This is a genomic window from Microcoleus sp. AT3-D2, from assembly GCF_036705715.1.
GTDB lineage: Bacteria > Cyanobacteriota > Cyanobacteriia > Cyanobacteriales > Microcoleaceae > Microcoleus.
Genome location: NZ_JAUBVE010000018.1, coordinates 50,272 through 71,177, shown reverse-complemented (window position 1 = coordinate 71,177; position 20,906 = coordinate 50,272). Strand labels below are relative to the sequence as shown.

The window sequence follows — 20,906 nt, the reverse complement described above, 5'->3', positions numbered from 1 at the left end:
GGAATGATTAAACCACAGAGGGCACAGAGGACACAGAGAAAGAGAAGAGAGAGATGATAATTCCGATCTCAACGGATTTGATATGAGGTACTACTGAACCTGCCCGAAGAGTCCGCCGGAGATTCAAATCCCTGGCGGACTATGCAAGTGCAAGATGTAATTAGTACAAACCGGATTTTTATCAAAGATCTAATCAACCGCGTCGCAGATAGCATATCGAGGCCTATTTAATCGATATAACTATTGCTGTTCTTCGCCAGACTCAGCATCTTCGCCGGGTCGCGCGGTGGCAACAGGATTTTCCATTGCTTCGTTATGGAACGGATAACCGGATGTTTCTTGATTTAGCGGGTCAGCGGGTTGGTCGTCAGGGGATGTAATTTGACCGTTTGTGTTGGTATTGGGTTTTGTGGAAGAACCTTTATGGCTGGCGTGACCGCTGCTCATCTTTTTTTCCTCAATTAGGTTTATGGAACAATTTCTAGCTTAGACTTAGCGGCTGCGGGCGATCGCCTATCTTAAGTCAGAGATGTTGCTTAATAGTTGAGGATGCTATAGCACTCCTGGCATAAAGTGTGAAATCTTTCTCTTCTCTTATCAACATCCGCGTCAAGAGAGTCTTCGCGGTTCCTTCACAAAAAAAGCCAGTTGCGCGTTTCCCGAAAGGATTTCTATATCTCCTGATTTTCTCTATTTCCTCTTTCCAATCAACTCCGCAAACGCCCTGATCTGAGAATGCTAATAATCAACCAAAAACCCAAAAAACTTGCCGCCCCAAACAAACCAGTGCTCAGAAAAGATAACTGAGAAGTTTGTGCGTTTGAAGAAATAATTGCCGCCCCCACAATCAGCGAACCCACGACAATACTAAAAGAAAGTCGGTTCGCAGAATCCCCCAGAGTGCGGCGTAGCGGATCGAGTTCTTTTAGTGTCAAGTTCCACTTCAAAGTTTCCGAAGTAACTCGGTCTAAAAGCACTTCCACTTGTCGCGGAGATTGCAAAGATAAGCTTTTGAGATCCAGAGCAGTTCTCAGCAGAGCTTGTATCGGATCATCTCCTAATAACTGACGCCGAAACATATCGGTCATCAGCGGCTTCACCTGCTCTACAATATTAAACCGGGGATTAAAAGAGCGCGCCAGTCCTTCCAAATTAGCGAGAGTTTTTGCATACAAACCGAGATTGCTGGGCAGCCGAATTTTATTTTTGCGGGTGATTTCCAGCACCTCATAAAAAATTTCCGACAAGTTCATTTGCGACAAGCTCACATTGTAATACTTGCGGAGCATTCGAGCTAAATCGTTCTCTAGATTAACTAAACTTGTCGGCTGAGCAAATTCTGCCATTTCCAAAGTTAATTGAGCGCAGCGCTGAGCGTCTAAATCGACAATTGCCAGCAACATTTCGGTCAAATTCTGCTGAGTTCGCGGGTCTAATCTGCCGACCATGCCGCAGTCTAGCAAAGCTATGCGGCCGTCTTTGAGATAAAATAAATTGCCGGGATGCGGGTCTGCGTGAAAGAATCCGTCGATATATAACTGCTGGAAGAAAACGCGGCAAAGCAGCGTTGTAATTTCTTCGCGTTCGGCATTTACATCTCCTTTTTGGCGAATTCCTTGCAAATCGCCTAACAAAATCGGGACTCCGTTCAGCCACTCCATTACTAAGAGTTTTTTTGTAGTTAACTCCCAGTTAATTTCTGGTAGGACAACTTGTGTAGGGTCAAACCATTTACTTTTAGATAAATTGCGGCGCAGTTCGTCTGTGTAGCTGGCTTCTTGAATGAAGTCGAGTTCTGCACGCAGGGCGATCGCAAATTCTTCAGCTAGGGCGACAATATCGTATTGTTGACCGAAGTCTGTGAGCATGACAAGTTCTGCCAAACCTCGGAGTACGGCGATGTCTTGTTCGATGACAATATCAATACCGGGGCGCTGAACTTTGAGGGCGACTTCGCGACCGTCTTTTAAAGTAGCTTTGTGGGTTTGGGCAATGGAACCAGCGGCGATGGCTTCGGTGTTAAATTTGGCGAAGGTATTTTCGAGAGATTGTGTGAGTTCCAGGCGGACGATTGCTTCTACTTGCGACCACGGTACGGGCGGTACTTCCGCTTGTAGCGTGGAGAGAGTTTCGATATAGCTGGCGGGTAAAAGGTCAGGACGGGTGCTCAGCAATTGTCCTAATTTGACAAAAACTGGGCCTAATTGGACGAGGATGTTGCGGAGAACTGCTGGAGTTGGGAGACTGGGTGCGTCGGTTTTGCGGCCGGTTAGGAGGCTTTTCATGTAGTCCCAACCGTTGCGGAAGACGACCTCTAGAATTTCTCCTTTGCGAGAATTGTTTTGAACTAGGCTAAACAAGGGGCCTCCGGGTCGATCGGGTTTAAGGGCTATATAACTACTAGGATAGCGCTGTTGACCGGGCTGACCAGTGTCTTGGGGAATAACTTGGGGAAAAGGGTGGGGATGGGCGAAGGGGGGAGAGGCCAGAAGTTCGTAGTAAGGAGTTTAGACATTTCGGTAAGAAACGAATAAAGTCCTTACTACACACTAATTTCCCTGGACTTTCGTTACACGTATTTTGTCGTATTTTTCTTTACAATAAATCTTTCAATTTATCATCTTCTCCCAACACTTTAATTACCTGTTTAATCTCCTGCGTCCTGTCCTTTTTCACAATCAAAGTTACATTGCCATCTCTGACAACTACGACATCTTCTAAACCAATGGTGACAATCACCTCATTCTCATCCGCTGCGTAAAAGATGCCACCTTTGGTATCAATTCCGACGTGTTTTGCTAACTCGACATTTGGCTTATCTCCTTGCAGCAAACGACCGATCGCATTCCAATCTCCCAAATCGTCCCAGCTAAAGCCTACGGGCAGAACACAGGCTTTTTGCGTCTTCTCCATCAAAGCGTAATCAATGCTAATTTTGGGTAATTCCGAGTAAGCCTGCGCGCCTTTGGCTTCCAAAGCTGCCATCATTTCCGGTACATGATTTCGCAATTCTGTCAAGACTGTTCCGACTCGAAATACAAAAATTCCACCGTTCCAACTAAACTTGCCGCTGGCTACAAATTCTTCAGCAGTTGTGCGATCGGGCTTTTCGGTAAATCTTGCCACCCGATAGGCGGGAAAACCCCCAAAACTGCCAATTTCCTCGCCTTGTTCGATGTAGCCGTAGCCGGTGGAAGCATAACTCGGTTTTACTCCCAAAGTGGCGATCGCATCCTGATTTCTCGCCAACTCGGCCGCCGCCTCTAAAGTCTTGACAAACTCCTGTGGTTCCCCAATCCAGTGATCCGCCGGGAAAAAACCCACCACCGCATCCTCACCGTAACGCTTGGCAGTTTCTATAGCAGTCCAGGCCACCGCTGGCGCAGTATCCCGGCCCTCCGGTTCCGCCAGCAAATTCTCAGGAGGTAACAGCGGCAACTGTTCGCGAACCCCCGCAGCCAACATTTCCGACGTTACCACCCACAAATCGTCCCAACCGTTACCTAATTCCAAAAGTCTTTCCGCAGTCGCTTGCAGCAAACTCTTGCCGCTACCGTCGAGACTCAAAAACTGCTTGGGCCGCTGTTTGCGACTTAATGGCCAAAAACGTTCACCTTTACCGCCGGCCAGAATCACAGGAATTAATGTTCTACTCATTGTTTAAAGTTTAAATAGTTCACGTCCATTTTGCCCTGAGACCCGATATGGTGTTTGTAAAGAATTACTGAGGGAGAATAATGGTTGACTTTTGACTGTTGACTGTCTCACCCGAAATGTAGGGTGCGCCTAGCGCACCTTACCCAATATAAAACAAAAAAACTCTCGTTAAGGAATCATTGAAAATTGCTATAGCGACTAGCAATTAGCCATTACCTATTACTTCGACAATTCGACGTTAAGTTCGTTCACGACACGGCGTTTGAGCGGGATTGATTTTTCTCTGGGTAGCAAGTCAAATACTTTCCGAAAAGCATCATCTACCTGTTCAAAGGGTATTTGTCCTTTCTCATTAAAAACTACTTTTCCCGATTGGTCGAGGATGACAGTTTGAGGTACGAAACCTTCGTAATAATGGCTTGGTTCGGTGATTTCTGGTGACGGTTGCGGAGGCAAAGAGTCAATTGTTATGGGCATAAAATCGGCTTCGCGCCCGTAAAATTCCTGGAGTTGAGAGACGACGATCGCGTATTGCTTGGAGTCGCTGCTGTCATCAGTGTAAAAAACTAACAGTACGGGTTTATGACGTTTGAAAGAATCTGCAATCTTGACTTTAGGAGGAACTAGGGAACCGTTGCCGGCGTAGAGGGCAAATATTGTACCGTCAAAGCGATCGTCCGTAAGAGTTGCCAAGGCTGGGGCCGTTCCGCTTAGCAGTATTAAGCTAAGTGCGATCGCCACTGTTACAAGACTGGCTGACAAGATTCGTCTCAGCCAGCGGATGCCTGAAGCAGCAGTAACAAGTGAATTTTTGTTCTCAGGAAATATCATAGGTTGTTGGCAGTTGCTGTAAGGAAAGCGAAATCAGATGCAAAAACTTTCCTAAGTTTATCAGCAAAATGTAGGCAAATGTTCTTGAGTAGGTTAAAGTAGTTTCGGCTCGATGATCATAAATTGTTGATAGTGGTGATCGACAAGGCGATTCTACAGGCAGAAGATCACTATTTGCGATCGGCTTTTCAGGGGCGGACTGGAACTGTCCGCGCCACAATAAAATTTATTTGTGGTGGGGTAGGCTTCTAGCTTCCCAGAAGGGTGCAAGATATTAAATTCAACTGATTACTAGAAACTGACAACTGGGAATTTACAACTAATGATAGCTTTGCTTGACGCACTCCTCGCCCAAACGCCCGCGGCTGATGTTTCCGGGTCTGCTCAAATTAATCTGGTGCAGGCCCTTGTTTTAGGGATTGTACAAGGATTAACAGAGTTTTTGCCCATCAGCAGCAGCGCTCATTTAAAGGTAGTGCCGATCGCCCTGGGATGGGGCGATCCGGGGGTTGCTTATACTGCTGTTATTCAGTTGGGCAGCATTATTGCAGTGCTTTGGTATTTCTGGAAAGACTTGACAAATATAACTGTTGGTGCAGTTGAATCCGTGGTGCGGCGCGACTACAAATCGCAAGAGTTTCAAATGGCGGTGGCACTGGTTTTGGGAACAATACCTATAGTCTTTTTTGGGCTGCTAATCAAGGCATTGGTTCCAGATTTTGACAACTCGCCGCTCAGGAGTTTGGCCAGCATCGCCATTGCTTCGATCGTCATGTCGCTACTGTTAGCAACAGCAGAAAAAACTGGCAAGCGCAATCGCACTTATGAAAAGTTAACTGTCTTAGACGGAATTTTGATGGGATTAGCTCAAGCAATTGCATTGATTCCGGGGTGTTCGCGATCGGGTTCCACTCTAACAGCAGGATTGTTCATGGGATTGGAAAGGCCTGCCGCCGCGCGGTTTTCTTTTTTAATGGGAATTCCGGCAATTACTCTGGCTGGATTAGTGGAATTAAAGGGTGATTTGGGACAAGGAATCGGCGATGCTGGAGTTGCAGCTTTGATAGTGGGAACGATTTCGGCATTTGTGTTTTCTTATTTGTCGATCGCGTGGCTAATGAAGTTCCTGCAAACTCAAAAGACGTGGATATTTGTGTTGTATCGGCTAGCTTTTGGCGTAGCCATTTTAACGGCGCTCGCAGGTGGGGGGCTGAGAAATATCTAAAACACGACTAACTTGAACCTAATTATAGCCCTTCTCAAGGGCAGTGAGGTATGTTCGGTAATGGGTAAGAAAGCAATCGCTCGCCCTAGCACCTTACTCACACTTTTTTGCCCTATATATGCCGTAAGATCTGCAACTTGACAAGCATGAGAGTTTAAGGCTTTGACAAAGGGATATTCGGCTCTCAACGCTGTATTGTGACGATACATATCTTTTTGTTCCACACCTCGGTTGCCCATCCAAAAACGGACACATTTGTGGCGGACAAACTAAGCGGTTTTAATCGCTTCGTCTGCAGCAGCGTATTGAGTTGTTTTTGCCTTAGCCTTAAACTCTAAAAGTATCATTGACGTGGAAAAACTTTACAAAAGTAGCAGTATTGGGCAACGCTGGAGGCGGTAAATCAACTCTCAGCAAGAGATTATCGGACATCACTGGGTTGCCGCTTTACGTCTTGGACAAGATTAAATATCGATCGGGCGGCGTTGAGGTTTCACAGGAAGAATACAAGCGCGCCCATCAGGAAATTTTGCAGACTGACAGATGGATTATTGACGGATTTGGTTGCATGGAAACCGTCTGGCTGCGACTTGATGAGGCGGATACTCTGGTTTATGTCGATCTACCGCTATACGTGCATTTCTGGTTGATGACTAAACGAATGATATCGGGTTACTTTAATCCGCCCGAAGGCTGGCCAGAAAATAGTCCAATATTCAAGGGTTCGATGATCAGTTACCGCGTGCTTTGGTTGTGTCACAAATATTTGACTCCAATGATATCGCGAATATATCGATCGGGCGCGAAGTAGCAAAAGTGTTGCTCACATCAGATATACTGAACAGATTTCGCAAATTTTTGAGTCTATTGAAAATGAGACCAAGATTAAAGATGGTGAACTGATATAATCAACTTTTCCTATAACTCCAGATATAAAATACAGAGAAAATCTTCAATCAATTTTATTCCCAAGTGCATTGGGTATGGATGACTAATATTTCCTCTTGTAAATGCGGGCGAAATTCTTAGAAAATGCGGGACTCGACAAAGTGCTTTAAGATTGTCTTCTGTTTTAAACTCTCGACGAACAAAAAATGGCAGCATTTCGAGCATTTGTTGATGTTTGTAGGGAATATTTGCAGCATATATACCCCCATCACGATCGCTTTTATACAATTCTCTAGCTTGAGGAGTTTTTTGGTTCTTCTGAGTCGATGGAATTTTACCAACTGAAAAATAGTGTAAAAATTCTGGAACAGTTTTATCTATAAATCCACTTAGTTCTGTAAAATCTGAAGTTGTAGAATCTTCGTCCCAACTTTTTCTATTAGTTACATACTGTGGAGTTTCATGGTTACTGCGAATGCGAACAACGCCAAGTAAGTTTTCAAAGTTTTTGTCGTCTCTTGGATATTGACAATTATGACCCGGTACGCGCTCGAAGTTGAGAATATATTTTTGTTCAAATAAATACTCATTCTTTAATTGAAACCAAGCTTGATTGTTAGTGCCATCTTTAGTACGCTCATTCCGCCAGACATCAGCTTCAATTAAAGCAATTGTGGGATTTTCAAGATGTTGGCTTAAAACGTCAGCAACAAATTTCACTAACTGTCCGCCTTTCATTTGAACTAGCTCGATAATTTTGCGATCGTTTTCTATTGCATTTCTTGCTTTTCGTACCTGATGAAATAATTGACCTATAGCTATTCCTGCTTTTGAATAAGGAACCCATTGCGGTTGGTGAGGAAGCAAAACATCTACTGTGCCTCCAGCACTAAGGCGAACTGCTACTGCATATTGAAAAGGAGTTTTACCGATAAAGTTATTTTTTTGAAGGCGACAGAAAGCAATTACATCTAATTTTTGAGCAAAATTTTCTGGTATTCCTGCAAGTTGATAAACTTCTGAAGGTAAACCGTATAATGTTCCTGTTTGACGCAGGGTTACATCTAATATTGCGTTTAATACTCTTCCCTCGTTCACTTTGCTATACATTGTATCATCTTCGGGATTTTCTTTGTCTTTTGCTTTAACTGTTTGCAGCATTTGAGAATTAATATTCTCCAATACACAAGCTTCTCTGACAGCTCCACGAATACTTTGTTGAGGATGTCTTCCTTTTACTTTACTCGTTCCGATTTCAATGATGGCAAAAAGTTCGCAATTATTTTGCTCCTTGACTAAAGGAACGAGATTTTGTTTAATAAACTTTTGCCAAGCTTGACGCTTCAACTGATGTTGCTTGTTAATTTCCTCATCAAAATTAGCGTTAACTGAAGGCAATCCCGACACGGGTAATTTTTCTAAGAGACTGGAGTCATGAATAAAAACATCTATAACATTGATGTGTGCTGGAAACTCATCGCCGTCTTGCAATAAAAAAGCTTGACGTAACTGCTGGCGAACTAATGTTTTAGTGTGTTCTTCGTAGTAAACTATAAATAAATATATCTGTTTGCTATTCATTGTTCGTTTAATAGCACCTGCAATAACATTTTGCTGGTCTTTTATGTATTGCTGTTTGGCTTCTCCAGTTAATTTTTTGAGCGCAGAGGAAATTAAAGATTTGCGATGCAATTCGTAATCGCTCATTGCTAAAGGCAGTTTTTTACCAGCAGGTACGGGTCGATCGAATGCCATTGGGCGATCGGGAATTAATACACCATTTAGCAATTGCAATATTTGATTAGTAATATCGGCACTTTCTGTTAAACTAAACCCTGTTTTAATAGAATGTCCGTGTCCTCTGCCATTTTGACCTTCTTGTTTGTATTCATAGCCTTCAGCATGGACGATATAATATTCATCTTGATTCCAATCATCAAAATCATCTAAATTACCAAACCCTCTAGGGTTGTTCAAAATCTCTTGAGGATTAACAAGCGCTCGCGCTTTAAATTCAGTTAATAAATCAGGTAATTGTTCTTGCCAATTTTTATGAGCTTGATTTTCAATAGTTAATCTAACTAAGGTTGAGTCGATCGGATATTTATCTAAACGAGCTTGATTCATGCCCATTAAGATTGAAATATCCCGACCATGATTAGCATCTACTAAAGGTTCGTGAGCGTATCTTTGACAACTAAGGTGTATGAATACCCAAGGTTTTAAATGGCCTTCTGTGTGAAATCTTCCTGCTTGAGTATGCAAATAAAAATCTAAACGATAAGCAAAATAACCTTCTTTTTCTTTAGCATTTTTCTCACCACTTTTTCTGTAATCTTCCTCAAAATAAGTTGCTTTAAAAGGTTGACTAACTAAATGTAACCCTGTTCTTGTTGAACTACCTCCTTGTACTTTACGCCATTTGAGCGTTTGTTCCATATCTCCAGAAGAAATAGTACAGGTTTGTTCGTGTAACAAAGTTACTAATAAACTTGGTATCGCTTGATAACCCAAGCCATTTTGAGCATTAAGATCTTTAATTAAAGTTTTAAGTGCAATAAATTCCCACTGCCAATCTTCAGGGATTTTATCTATAGCTTCTAGAAAACGATCGCATACAGATTGAATCTCGTCTCGTTGGCCTTTCTTTTCTAAAGACTGTTTGATCCAAGTTTGCGCCCAGATATAAATCAGTTCGTGTATTTTTTCTGGTGTTGGTATACTTGATTCGGCTCCTGTACCAACAGCTAAAGCGCGATATTGAGGGATGTAATTTACAGTTTCTAAATATTCAAAGCCATGCGTTAAGGTAGAACTACAAGCTAGTATAGCATTATTTAATTGGCGGTACGGTGCATAAATTGTCTGTTTATTGCGGAAGACTTTTTCGAGATTTTGGCAAAATTCTTTTACTTCCTTAGCGAAAGGAAACATTAATACGGCGATGTTTGCATCGGATAGCGAATCGATCGCTAAATCCATACGAGCAGGTAAAGCAAAGGAAGGGTTGATTTTTGCAGGCATAATCTGTACTCCAAATGAAAGTTTTTACGGTGATGAAAAACAGGGATGGCTCTACAACTATTTTAGTAGTCAACGCCTTCAATATTTTCTAAAGCATTAGCTAAAGGCTTATATAAAGCATTTCCAACAGAGTTATTTTCGGCTGCATACTCGCAAACTCTGAGGATAGTTGCTACCAATAAGCTGTTTTCTTCCGTATCATTATCGATAGCATCAGCATCTTCTCCTCCTCTAATAGCAGCAAGCTTTTTAGCGCTGTTATCCGCCCAAGCCGCATCGACAAAATAACCATGAAAAGGAACACCACCGCGAATCAAACGCCCTACTGCTTGAATAATTCTGCCTAATGTAGTTGCAGCTAGATCGTAGCGCGGAAAGGAACATAAATCCTTATTATCCCGCAGAGTTTTATAATAAGAACGTTGTTCGATCGATCGCCAATAAGTATTTGCTGTTTTCCGCAATAATTCCGCACGATGGGCAATGCCGTCTCCCTGTTGCCAAGCAATAAAGTCTTCCTTCTCCAACCACTCATAAGCGCGTCGATTCATCTCTTGAGCGATCGCCTGGGTATCATTAGGATGGGGATAAGGACGAGTCAGAAAGTAAACTGCACCAAAAGCTGCTTTACCGTTACCATTCAAGATATTAAAACCACGTCCAATAGAGCTTATAGGAGCAACGAGTATTTTACCTTGATTGTGTCCAAATATTTCGATATCTGCTCTTTTTAGCTCTCCTGGTTGCGATTTACCGTCTTTTGTAGGTTCTAATTCATCATTAACTAGATGGTAGATTTGCTTGCGAATAGTGGGACAATAGCTGCGCATCTCATCAACTACCAATTTAGCCTGTTCGTAAGAATTTACCAATACTAAAATGCGATCGCGATCTTGCCAGAGTTCGGAATGAGTTTCGCCTAATTCTTTCAGTTTTTGCAATTCTTCTATCAAATGATTGCTACCGCTATCTGTAACTAGAGATTTAGCAATTTGGGTAAATTTACCATTGGCTTGCTTTTTATTACTCAAATTACCAGAAACCCGAATCGGTTTATTTCGAGCGTCAAACTGCGGAATAAACTTAAACTCACTTTGCTTAATTGCCTCTTGTGCGCTTGCTTCGGGCATCAATATCCCTTGAGGATCGCCCACATGAAAGGTAGTTGAGTCGGGTAAATAGGATGTTCCTGAAAGTGCTAAAACATTTGGGCCTCGTCGCCCGTCAAAATCGGTTAACAAGCGGTGATAGTTAAGTACGTAATCTCGCCCAATATTGGTATAAGCAAATAAGCTCAGAGTATTGCTATTTTTGCGAGAATAGTAAGTACCAAATTGTCTGCCTGTTGCTGGTAATGGCAGAATATTCATCATGGCGCTTGGCATTCGCCGATGGGGAGAGGTTTCACGAATATTATTAGGTCGATTTTGCCATTCATAAAATACTATCTTGGTATGGCGATCTAACAAAGTAATAGTGAGAGCAAACTGCAAACGAATCGCCAAAGTCTCAATAGTATCTATATACTCCTCTTCTGTCAGATGTGGGTACAAATCTTCTGCATTGGGCTGACTTCTGAGAGTAGCTAACTCGGTTCGCAATCGATTTAAGTTGCTTTGTGTGGCAGGCAAAAAAGTAGCTATCCAGTTGCGACAATCATCATAAATATCTTCATCAGTCGCACTTTCTCCCGTACTATTAATCAGCCGTACAATTTCTAATAACCTTGTTGTAGCAGGATTTGACCTATTGCGGGTCAGTACAGGATCGTCTTTGAGAAAATCATCAAAATCATCCATTATATATGGTATTTGTCGCTCGTCACTTCTTAATTGCTGTTCCGATCGCGGATAAGAATTAACCTCTTCTAACCCTGCCAAACGACGCGCTAGCTTATAAAAAAGAACGTGAGGCGTAAAATAACCCTGTTGCACCCATTTTTGCAGAACTTCATGCCCTAATTCATCACTTAAAAGCGTCAGTGTAGCGTTAATTGCCGTTTGAGCATTTCTTTGTGAGGCACTCCATCTCGCTTTCAAAGGCGATCGCACTAAATCGATTCTCTCTGATTGTTCAGTTTTAACGTTAATTTTATCAAAAACACCGTTTTTACTCCGATCCGTCAGAGTTACTTGTTCCGCATAAACTTTATCAAACCACTCAATAATAGTATCCACCTCATCAAACACTACAATATCCGACTGTTCGTAAACTAATTCACCGATTTTAATCGGACGTAATTCGTAGTGATAGGGCATTCCTGCTTGTGCCATTGCACCAGGGGTAGTAATCCAGATTCTGGCTTTTGGCATATCCCGATATACTTGTTGTGACGGACAGCGATCGAATAAAGGACAAAAATAAGCTTTACCCGTGGCTGTTTTTGTCTTATCCTTGGGTGCTTTTCTGAGACTGTCACAGGGTTCTGTTCCCGGTTTGAGCGGTTTGCCGTTTAAAATATTATTGCGATCGCTTTGAGAAATTCTTGCCTGTAAAGGACAGACAACACTCAACCAACGTTCGCCCCAGTGGGGTTGTCCTCTTTCAAGATGTGCCAGATAATCATCAGAATCAGAAAAGCCTTGTAAATGTTTATCTCGCTGAGTGGGACCCAAAATTGGCACAGCTACAGGATAGTCTGTTTCTGGATCGTCACAAAACCACCAATTAATTTGATTCGCTATTTTAATAGCTGATTGAGTATCGCCTACAATTATAGTAATTCGGCGTTTTGGATGGTTCCTAATTACACCACTAGCTAACAGCAAGGATAAAGTAGATTTTCCTGCTGCTACCATCCCCGGAACGTGAGTAAACCCATCTATGTTTAAAGTCTGTGCGGGTTCTTGTTCGACAATATTTCCAGGTAAAACTTTGTGATAGTTAAGTTTCTTTAAACGTTTTACCCAATTTCCTTTAGCGGTATTTGGCCAAGAATACTGTTGTGCTAACGCTTCTTCTCTATTATCTAAAAAGATAGCTTCTGCTTCTAAATCGGCAAGATTAACAGCAACAGGCGATCGCTCTTGTACTCCATCAAACCAGGGTAAAGGATAAGGTGTGGTAATTTGTGCTTGAGTAAACTTAACCTGCAACCTTACTGTTTCTTCTTTTGTCTCGGATTCAAATTGATAGTAGTTATCATCTTCTACTTGTCCGCGTTCTCTTCGGCGATAGCTTAATGTAGCAGTCAGACATTTTTCGTAAATACATTGATTAGCTTGTTGTTGCAAATTTTTAGCGCCGTCAATAATTTGACTATCTAAATCTTGAATGTTGAAGTCATAATTGCGCCAATTTGCAGGAATCCTTCTCAGATAATCTCGCAAAGCATTCAGCCAGTTAAAACGAGCTGAAAAAGGGACAATTTGTCTGACATTTGCGATCGCCCTTCTATCTTCTGCACTTAAATTCTGTAACTTAGGATGTTTGATAAACATCCCGCTTAAAATTGCCCAGACTGCGGTAATCGGTTCGTCATCTAAGCGCAACTTTTCCATTAAGGCAAAACCAAGTTCGACTTGTAAGAGTAATTTTGGTTCTTGGACGCCCTGTTCTTCTAAAGCAGCGATGCGATTTGTAAAATCAGCAGGTGGTTCAAATAAAGTGTTGCTAGGCATTTAAACTGTTCCTCCTTTTTGTAATTCGGCAATTTTGTCATTTACGCGGATTTTAAAACTTTTTTCACTTACAACATGAGTCGCATTTGGTAGCTGTTTCGCTGCTTGTCGGAGAATTTCTAAGTAATCTGGATAGTTTGCCATGCAGCGATCGCTAATTACATAAAAACTCTCATCATAACGCAAACTTCCCTCGCTATATAAAGGCTTGACATTTTTCGCGAGTTTATAAGGATCGCGCACATCTTTAATATCGATCGCCCATACCGTACCATCACCGAAACCCAACTGTAAATCGTAACGATCTAAACCCGGATATAATTTGACTTGGTGTAAATAGGCTGGATGTTTTTCTTTTAATTCTTCTACAGCCGAACATAAATTAAGTTCGGGAATCCCAGGAAAACAAACTCGTTGATGAATGCCATCTTTAATCCGAAGTAAACCCGTTTCCCACTCAACCTGATGGGCATAAGACTGATCTTTATGATGATTTCCGCACAAACGAGGTTTTATGCCTTTCAATTTTCCGTGTTTTTCAGTTAACACACCACAGCGATCGCAATACCAATAGGTTTGATTCTCCTGACATTCTTCGTATAACTCTCCAACTTCTTCGGTAGAAATATGCTTGCCACGCATAAAAGTCTTACGAATCTGACTGGGAGTAGTGTAGGGATTTTTAATCAGAAAACGACGCACTAATAAATATTCCTTCTGCGCTAGTTCCGAATCGCTATCGTTATAAACCTCTCGCAGCTTGTTTAAAATTTTTGTGAACTTTAAATTGTCAATTGCTAGTTGTTTAATACTGGCGCGGGCGTATTCAGGGATTCCTCCTTTCTCTAATAATACTTCAGCCAGATAATCATTAGCCTCTTCGCTGAGACTCCCTTCATCCATTAAACCCAAATCGCGATCGAATTCCTTGGGGATAGAAGAACTAGGACACCATTTTTTTACTGGTTTTTCCAATAACTTCAAAAAACCATTCATTGTTTTGGGAAAACTAATACTTTGCTTTATTTCAAAAGCCAAACAATTCATTGCGTGACGCAGCAAATCTGGATAAGGATATTTTTTGTCTCGTTCTAGATATTCTTTTGACCCAATTACTAGATAGTCAAAGACTTCTGTTTTCTTGCTAGTAACCATCAAAGCAATCCTTTGTAAAGTGAACAAAATTGATAAGGTGGGATGTGCCTCCTCTTACTCTTGATATCGCTAAAAAATAAATTGCGCGTACACATTACCTTGGTGGTGCATAAAGCTACTTTGTTGCTGAATAAAATCCTCTAGCCATTTTTTGCCAACGCAAATACGGCATTTGAGGGTGCAAGATTTGAGGCTAACCCGATTTTCGATCGCCGCTTTTTAATTTCTGCACCGCTAAGTACACATTACTTAACAGCCACGGCTTCTTACGAGCGATACAATCGTTTCACCAAGCATACACGACTCTCACCTGCCGTGTCAAGGGAGAAACGAAAATATCTTTGGTGAAACAACGATGGGAAATTATTTAGACATAGAAAAATTGGCTAGCCTAGTCCGCAACAAGCGTCTCAATCGCGGATTGCGGGAAGTAGCCAAGGAAATAGGCAACGTTAGCCCTTCTACTATCTCGCGAGTCGAAAACGGCAAGACTCCAGACATGGAAACTTTTTTAGCTTTATGCGATTGGTTGGGAGTACCGCCAGCAGAACTAATTAAAAATACCGAAGATGAAGAAGCTGTCAATACTCCTGAAGCTATTGCTATTCAGTTACGGGCTGACAAAAATCTCGATCCTGCGATCGCGAGTGCTTTAGCATCTTTAGTTAAAGCGGCATATAAAGACTTATCTCAAAATCAAAAGGAGGGGAAATAATTTATAGTGGGATTAATAACTAGCTTGTCAAGAGAGAACAGGCAGAGATTGGAAGCGATCGCAACAGACCAACGCCATCATTTAGGTTTTAAAGCCTACCAACCATTATCAGCAGAAGTCTTAGCAACATATTTTCAAGCAACAATTTTCACTGCTGAAACAGTACCTAATACCGAACCAGAACAAGTGAAAATCTTATGCGATAGTGACAATTGGTCTGCAGGAATTATCCGTAAAAAAAATCCACTTTGCATCGTGCATAATTCTCGTCATGCACCTACCAGACAAGAATCTAACTTGATGCACGAATTCGCCCATGTCATTCTTAAACATAAGATGGTTGGTTTCGATCCTAAAACAGGGCTTCCTCAACGCCGACCACAAGACGAAGACGAAGCAGTATATTTAGGAGGATGTTTGCAAATTCCCAGACGTGGCTTATTGTGGGCTGTTCAGAAAAAGATGACCGTTGCTCAAATTGCCTTACATTTTAATGCTAGTGAGGAGATGGTGAATTTTCGTATTAATGTTAGCGGTATCGATATAGTTTAATTAACTTTTACAATGGGCTATCGATCGGGTTAAAATTCAAGGGTAACGCTAAAATAGGCTTATGCAAATAAAATGGCTGAGGAATGGTTGTCGAGTTTTTGAATATAATAGACTCTACACCAACTACCACGATTCGGCTTTCGCCGACACTAAGCGATGTCTACCGAAACATTAGTTAACTGGCTCGAATCGACCACCGAATTAGGCATATTATCCCGCGAGATTTTACAGGCGATCGCGGGTGAAATGGAAATGGCAACTTTTCCCCCTGGATTTCGAGTGGTAATCGAAGATACACCAGTCACTAATCTCTATATCCTAGAACGAGGACAGGCCGATCGCTACCGCAGCAAACAACCGGGATTAATGTGGGCGAGTAGTTTGTTGCCGGGGGCGATCGTGAATTTATCTGCCCTCCAGCGATCGCAACCTGCCGATAGTCGAATTATAACTCGGACAGAATGTCAATTTTGGGTAATTAGTGCCGATCGCTGGCGCAATTTGCTAAAAAGATATCCACGCATTACCGAAGCCTACGCTCAACGCTTGGCAGCGAAATTAGAGCAGTTAGAAGCAGAAATTGCCTACGAACGCGAGCGTCAAAATGCCCTCCGCAGCTATCTAGTACCCAGGGCAAAACGAGGAGTCATTGGCAATAGTCGTTATGCAGTGAAATTGCGCCAACAAATTCGCATGGCATCGAGTGACAGCCGATCGGTATTAATCTCTGGCGAACCTGGTTTAGAAAAAGATAATTTAGCTGCTTTAATTCATTTCGGTTCCCAGCGTCGCAACGAGCCAATTATTCAGATTAAAACTGCTTTACTTCAGAGCAATGGAGCGGAATTATTCGGGCGGTTGGGCGGCAAACCGGGGCTGTTGGAATGGTTGGGAGAAGGGACGTTAATTTTAAATGACGTGCAAGAATTACCCGCTCAATTATGCCCCCAAATTCAGCAATTATTAACCGAGGGAACCTATACGCCCGTTGTCAAGGAAGGACAAATACCGCGACCACCGCGTTCTAGTAAGGCCCGGATAATTTTAATCTCAGAAATTGTGCAGCCCAAGCTAGATAAGCTGACACAACACAAGATTAAAGTCCCATCCTTGCGGGTGCGAAAAGCAGATTTAGAGGCACAAGTCAACTATTATCTCAATATCATTGCTCGCCAAAAGAAATTAGTCAAGCCCCAAGTTACACCGGAAGCAATTCGCCGCTTACAAGCCTACGATTTTCCAGGTAATTTGCAGGAATTGCAGGGAATGGTCGATCGCGCCTTAGTTCAAGCACAGGGGAGTCAGGTATTAACGGAAGAAGTGTTTTGGGCACAGGCAGCGAAGAAACAAAAGTTTCGCCTGAATTTATTAAATATTTATCCAAAATTTCGGCAATTTTTACGGAGCGATTGGTATCCCGATCGCGTGAATTATTGGTTTACTACCTGGGTGTTTGCATTAGTGGTAATTATCCTATTTGTTGCTCCCCAAGATCGACAACATAATTTTGCCCTAAATATATTTTGGGCGTGGTGGTGGCCGTTAATTTTATTATTATTCCCCATTATCGGGCGATTGTGGTGTGCTTTTTGCCCTTTTATGATTTATGGGGAAATCGTCCAAAAACTATCGCTGAAAATTTTCCCTCGAACTCTCAATAAATGGCCGCGCCAACGAGCCGAAAAATGGGGTGGCTGGGTTCTATTTGGACTATTTACTCTGATATTTCTGTGGGAAGAGTTGTGGAATTTAGAAAATACCGCCTATTTATCCAGTTGTTTGTTGTTGCTTATCACCGCCGGAGCGGTAATTTTTTCCCTAATCTTCGAGAGGCGATTTTGGTGTCGTTATTTATGCCCGATCGGGGGAATGAATGGATTATTTGCTAAACTCTCAATTATCGAACTTCGCGCCCAACAAGGAACCTGCGGGGCGGAATGCAGCACCTACCAATGTTACAAAGGCGGCCCCGGCTTGGGGGAAGGATTAACTACTAATGGCTGTCCGATTTATTCCCATCCCGCCCAATTAACCGATAATAAAGATTGCGTCTTGTGCATGACTTGTTTGAAAGCTTGTCCGCATCGATCGGTAGAATTAAATCTGCGCCCTCCCGGCATCGAATTATGGACTACCCACGTTCCTCACAGTTATGAAGTTGCCCTGTTATTTCTATTATTAGGCGGTATTTATCTGCATCGCTTGCCGGAGATAAATAGTTGGTTGGGGCTGGGCATCAATTTAGAGCAATTTTTACCTCATTTAGGACTGTCGATCGCAGTGTTAATTATCCCGCCGATAATTCCCCTAATTGCCTACGCAATCATGCAGGCAGTTTATCGATTGGGACAAGCAGAAACCATGCCATTTACAACCTACAAACCCCTCTCATTTGTCTCTCTAGCATACGGTTATTTACCCTTAGTCTGGGGCGGTAGTTTGGCTCACTATTGGCGATTGGGATTGCAGGAAGGCGGCCGATTGATTCCCGTAACTTTTGCCACTTTCGGACAAATTAGAGACGATTTACCGAGTTTTATTGGCGATCCAGCGGTGATTAGTTTCTTGCAAGGTTTAACTTTGATTGTATCATTATTAGTTACACTATTTGTGACTCAAAAAATTGCCAAGCGCTCAATTAAATCTTTGATTCCGCAACATTTAGCGAGTTTGTGCCTGATGCTGAGTTTGTGGTATGCGATCGTAGGAACCTGAGAGGGAGTATGCGCGATATATTACTTTGAGTTTTAATTTTTTACTTGCTCTGACCAATTTAAGAGCAGGCTTCTTGCTGACAGGTACAGCAAAACACCATTAAAAAGGTGCCAGAAGAAATGAGTCGCTGGTGAAAACAAAGGGCAAATTGCCCGATCGCCAAATTCAGCCTAGACAAGTTAAACTGTAAACATTCTCCGCTAGCCACATCCTAAACTATGACCGCACATCAGGAATCCATCATCGACCAGTTCACTCGTCAGGCAATTCCCTTCTCTAAATTGTACGCTCACACAAATCAAGAGTCTCTGTACCTGCTGAGAGAAATGGCGAGTGTATCTGACAAAGACACAGTTCTAGATGTTGCTTGCGGTTCAGGTATTGTTAGTTGTGCTTTTGCGGAAGTTGCCAGTCACGTTACTGGCATTGATATCACACCAGCGATGCTCGAACAAGCCCAGATTCTGGCGCAACAGAAAAACTTGATTAATCTGTCCTGGCAACAAGGAGATATTGAAACACTACCATTTCCCGATGCTACTTTTTCTATTGTTCTGAGTCGTTACGCTTTCCATCATTTTTTGCAGCCAGATGTTGTTCTATCAGAGATGGTTCGCGTATGTCGTCCAGGTGGTCGAATCCTGATTGCTGATGTTGCTTTGCCACCGGATAAAGTGAATGCTTATGACCGGATTGAGAAGTTGCGCGATCCCTCTCATACTCGCGCCTTGACTCTGGAAGAGTTTCCAAAATTAGTCGCAGATGCCAATCTTCAAAATGTTAAATTGGCTTTTTACAAGGTATAACTTGGGCTAGAACAACAGTTAGCTGCTTCTTTTCCCAACCCCGGCGATGACCAGAAAATCAGAGAAATTTTTAGAGAGGATATTGGTGTTGATAGTCTCGGAATTGGCGCGCATTTTCGAGGCGAGAAAATTCATTATGCGGCTCCAATCGCTGTCATCGTTGGCGATAAAATAGCCTAAGTTTTATCAATTCAAAACAAGTGTAACAGAGTCCCACTAATAACAAATAATTAATTGGGAATAACTAATAAATATGAGCGAATTATCAACCCGACCAGCCCTAATCACCAAAGTTATCCCCGACAGCATCGGCGCCGAAATCGGATTTGAACCCGGAGACTCAATCGTCGCCGTCAACGGTCAAAAACCCCGTGACTTGATCGACTATCAATTCCTGTGCGCGGATGAATTTCTTGAACTAGAAGTTTTAGATGCCAAAGGCAAAACTCACAAGTTAGAAATCGAAAAAGAGTACGACGAAGACTTGGGAGTGGAATTTGAAACTGCTCTCTTCGATGGACTAATTCAGTGCAACAACCGCTGCCCTTTTTGCTTTATCGACCAGCAGCCTCCTGGAAAGCGCGAAACTTTGTATCTCAAAGATGATGACTACCGACTTAGTTTTCTTTATGGTAGCTATCTCACTCTGACCAATCTGACTCAAAAAGAGTGGGAGAGAATCGAGCAAATGCGGCTTTCTCCTCTCTATGTTTCCGTGCACGCTACCGAACCGGAAGTACGAATTAGGCTGTTAAAAAATCTCCGCGCTGGCCAGATTCTCGAACAAATCAAATGGTTTCAAGAACGTCGCTTGCAAATTCACGCTCAAGTAGTTGTTTGTCCCGGTATTAATGACGGCGAACATTTAGAACGCACTTTGTTAGATTTGGCAAAATTCCATACCGGAAATATTCCCGCTGTAGCATCGGTGGCTGTAGTGCCGGTGGGTTTAACTCGCTTTCGCCCCGCAGAAGATGAACTGAGCGCCGTAACTGCGGAAAAAGCGCGAGAAGTAATCGAGCAAGTGCAGAAAATTCAAGTGCTTTTAAGTAAAGGAAAAGGTGGCCAAAAGGCAAAAAAGCAGAATTCAAAATCGCGCTGTATTTGGCTGGCTGACGAGTGGTTTTTAATTGCGGGTTTAGATTTGCCGTCGGCTGCCGATTACGAAGATTATCCGCAAATTGGTAACGGTGTGGGTTCGATTCGCCAGTTTATTCAGCAGTTTGAAACGGCTTTTGAGAAGCTGCAACCGATGCAAGTCGAACCCCCGCGCAAGTTAGTTTGGGTGGTGGGGAATGCTGTAGAAAAAGCTTTTGAGCCGATCGTACAACAACTAAACCAAATTCCCGGCTTGTCCGTCAACATGGCAGCTCTGTGCAGCCACTACTGGGGACAAAGTATCACCGTTACTGGTTTGCTCACTGGGCAAGATTTGCTCGAAGCTTTGCAAGGGAGAGACTTGGGAGATGGCATCCTGCTGCCGTCGGTGATGCTAAAACAGGGGGAACCGCGTTTTCTCGACGACATGAGCCTCGAACAGCTCGCCAGCTCGCTGAAAACCCGGATTTTGCCAGTGAGCGGAGTAGAGGAACTAATCTCGGCGGCGATCGGTCTGGCAACTGCTGAGGTTGAATTGTAAATTTTGAATCGAACATTCAAAAGTTAAGATGAGTAGGGTAATTCTGACTTGTAACTGGCGAGTTTAGGCTACAAACTAG

Annotated in this window: 14 protein-coding genes; 7 read left to right on the top strand and 7 right to left on the bottom strand. The window is 42.7% G+C overall.

Going from position 1 to position 20,906, the window contains the following annotated elements; genetic code table 11:
• Positions 1-240: 240 nt before the first annotated feature.
• The 4 genes from QUB44_RS10940 to QUB44_RS10925 form a co-directional block, all read right to left on the bottom strand.
• The gene (locus tag QUB44_RS10940; protein ID WP_333164016.1) at positions 241-447 is read right to left on the bottom strand and encodes a hypothetical protein; all 207 of its coding nucleotides are present in this window, start codon (positions 445-447) and stop codon (positions 241-243) included.
• Between the two features lie 260 nt (positions 448-707).
• Entirely contained in the window at positions 708-2,360 is a 1,653-nt protein-coding gene (locus tag QUB44_RS10935; RefSeq protein WP_333366634.1) for an AarF/ABC1/UbiB kinase family protein, read from the bottom strand.
• Positions 2,361-2,595: 235 nt separating this feature from the next.
• Positions 2,596-3,657, bottom strand: a complete 1,062-nt coding sequence (locus QUB44_RS10930; protein ID WP_333366632.1) for a mannose-1-phosphate guanylyltransferase — start codon at positions 3,655-3,657, stop codon at positions 2,596-2,598.
• 219 nt (positions 3,658-3,876) lie between these two features.
• Positions 3,877-4,488 carry a thylakoid membrane photosystem I accumulation factor gene (locus QUB44_RS10925; RefSeq protein WP_333366623.1) on the bottom strand — a complete coding sequence of 204 codons (612 nt, stop codon included), beginning with the start codon at positions 4,486-4,488 and terminating at the stop codon, positions 3,877-3,879.
• 322 nt (positions 4,489-4,810) lie between these two features.
• Here QUB44_RS10925 and QUB44_RS10920 point away from each other — a divergent pair, with 322 nt between their 5' ends.
• On the top strand, positions 4,811-5,713 hold the full coding sequence (locus tag QUB44_RS10920; protein WP_333366622.1) for an undecaprenyl-diphosphate phosphatase: 903 nt from the start codon (positions 4,811-4,813) through the stop codon (positions 5,711-5,713).
• Between the two features lie 346 nt (positions 5,714-6,059).
• On the top strand, positions 6,060-6,524 hold the full coding sequence (locus QUB44_RS10915; RefSeq protein ID WP_333366621.1) for an adenylate kinase: 465 nt from the start codon (positions 6,060-6,062) through the stop codon (positions 6,522-6,524).
• 107 nt (positions 6,525-6,631) lie between these two features.
• On the opposite strand, the gene QUB44_RS10910 is transcribed toward QUB44_RS10915, so the two are convergent.
• The 3 genes from QUB44_RS10910 to QUB44_RS10900 all read right to left on the bottom strand — a co-directional run bounded on the left by QUB44_RS10910 (position 6,632) and on the right by QUB44_RS10900 (position 14,400).
• A complete protein-coding gene (locus tag QUB44_RS10910; protein ID WP_333366619.1) occupies positions 6,632-9,625 on the bottom strand; it encodes an RNaseH domain-containing protein in 2,994 nt (997 codons plus the stop codon).
• 62 nt (positions 9,626-9,687) lie between these two features.
• A complete protein-coding gene (locus tag QUB44_RS10905; protein WP_333366618.1) occupies positions 9,688-13,245 on the bottom strand; it encodes a pPIWI_RE_Z domain-containing protein in 3,558 nt (1,185 codons plus the stop codon).
• The gene (locus tag QUB44_RS10900; RefSeq protein ID WP_333366615.1) at positions 13,246-14,400 is read right to left on the bottom strand and encodes a restriction endonuclease-related protein; all 1,155 of its coding nucleotides are present in this window, start codon (positions 14,398-14,400) and stop codon (positions 13,246-13,248) included.
• A 355-nt stretch (positions 14,401-14,755) separates the two neighbouring features.
• On the opposite strand from QUB44_RS10900, the gene QUB44_RS10895 reads away from it, so the two are divergent.
• The 5 genes from QUB44_RS10895 (at position 14,756) to QUB44_RS10875 (ending at position 20,827) form a co-directional block, all read left to right on the top strand.
• Positions 14,756-15,115 (top strand): helix-turn-helix domain-containing protein, encoded by a 360-nt coding sequence (locus tag QUB44_RS10895; RefSeq protein WP_333366613.1) that lies wholly within the window; start codon positions 14,756-14,758, stop codon positions 15,113-15,115.
• Between the two features lie 48 nt (positions 15,116-15,163).
• Positions 15,164-15,667, top strand: a complete 504-nt coding sequence (locus tag QUB44_RS10890; protein WP_333366610.1) for an ImmA/IrrE family metallo-endopeptidase — start codon at positions 15,164-15,166, stop codon at positions 15,665-15,667.
• 156 nt (positions 15,668-15,823) lie between these two features.
• Positions 15,824-18,382: a sigma 54-interacting transcriptional regulator gene (locus tag QUB44_RS10885; RefSeq protein ID WP_333366607.1), complete on the top strand. Its 2,559-nt coding sequence runs from the start codon at positions 15,824-15,826 to the stop codon at positions 18,380-18,382.
• Between the two features lie 218 nt (positions 18,383-18,600).
• The gene (locus tag QUB44_RS10880) at positions 18,601-19,188 is read left to right on the top strand and encodes a methyltransferase domain-containing protein (RefSeq protein WP_333366604.1); all 588 of its coding nucleotides are present in this window, start codon (positions 18,601-18,603) and stop codon (positions 19,186-19,188) included.
• Positions 19,189-19,441: 253 nt separating this feature from the next.
• Positions 19,442-20,827: a TIGR03279 family radical SAM protein gene (locus QUB44_RS10875; protein WP_333366601.1), complete on the top strand. Its 1,386-nt coding sequence runs from the start codon at positions 19,442-19,444 to the stop codon at positions 20,825-20,827.
• Positions 20,828-20,906: the final 79 nt, after the last annotated feature.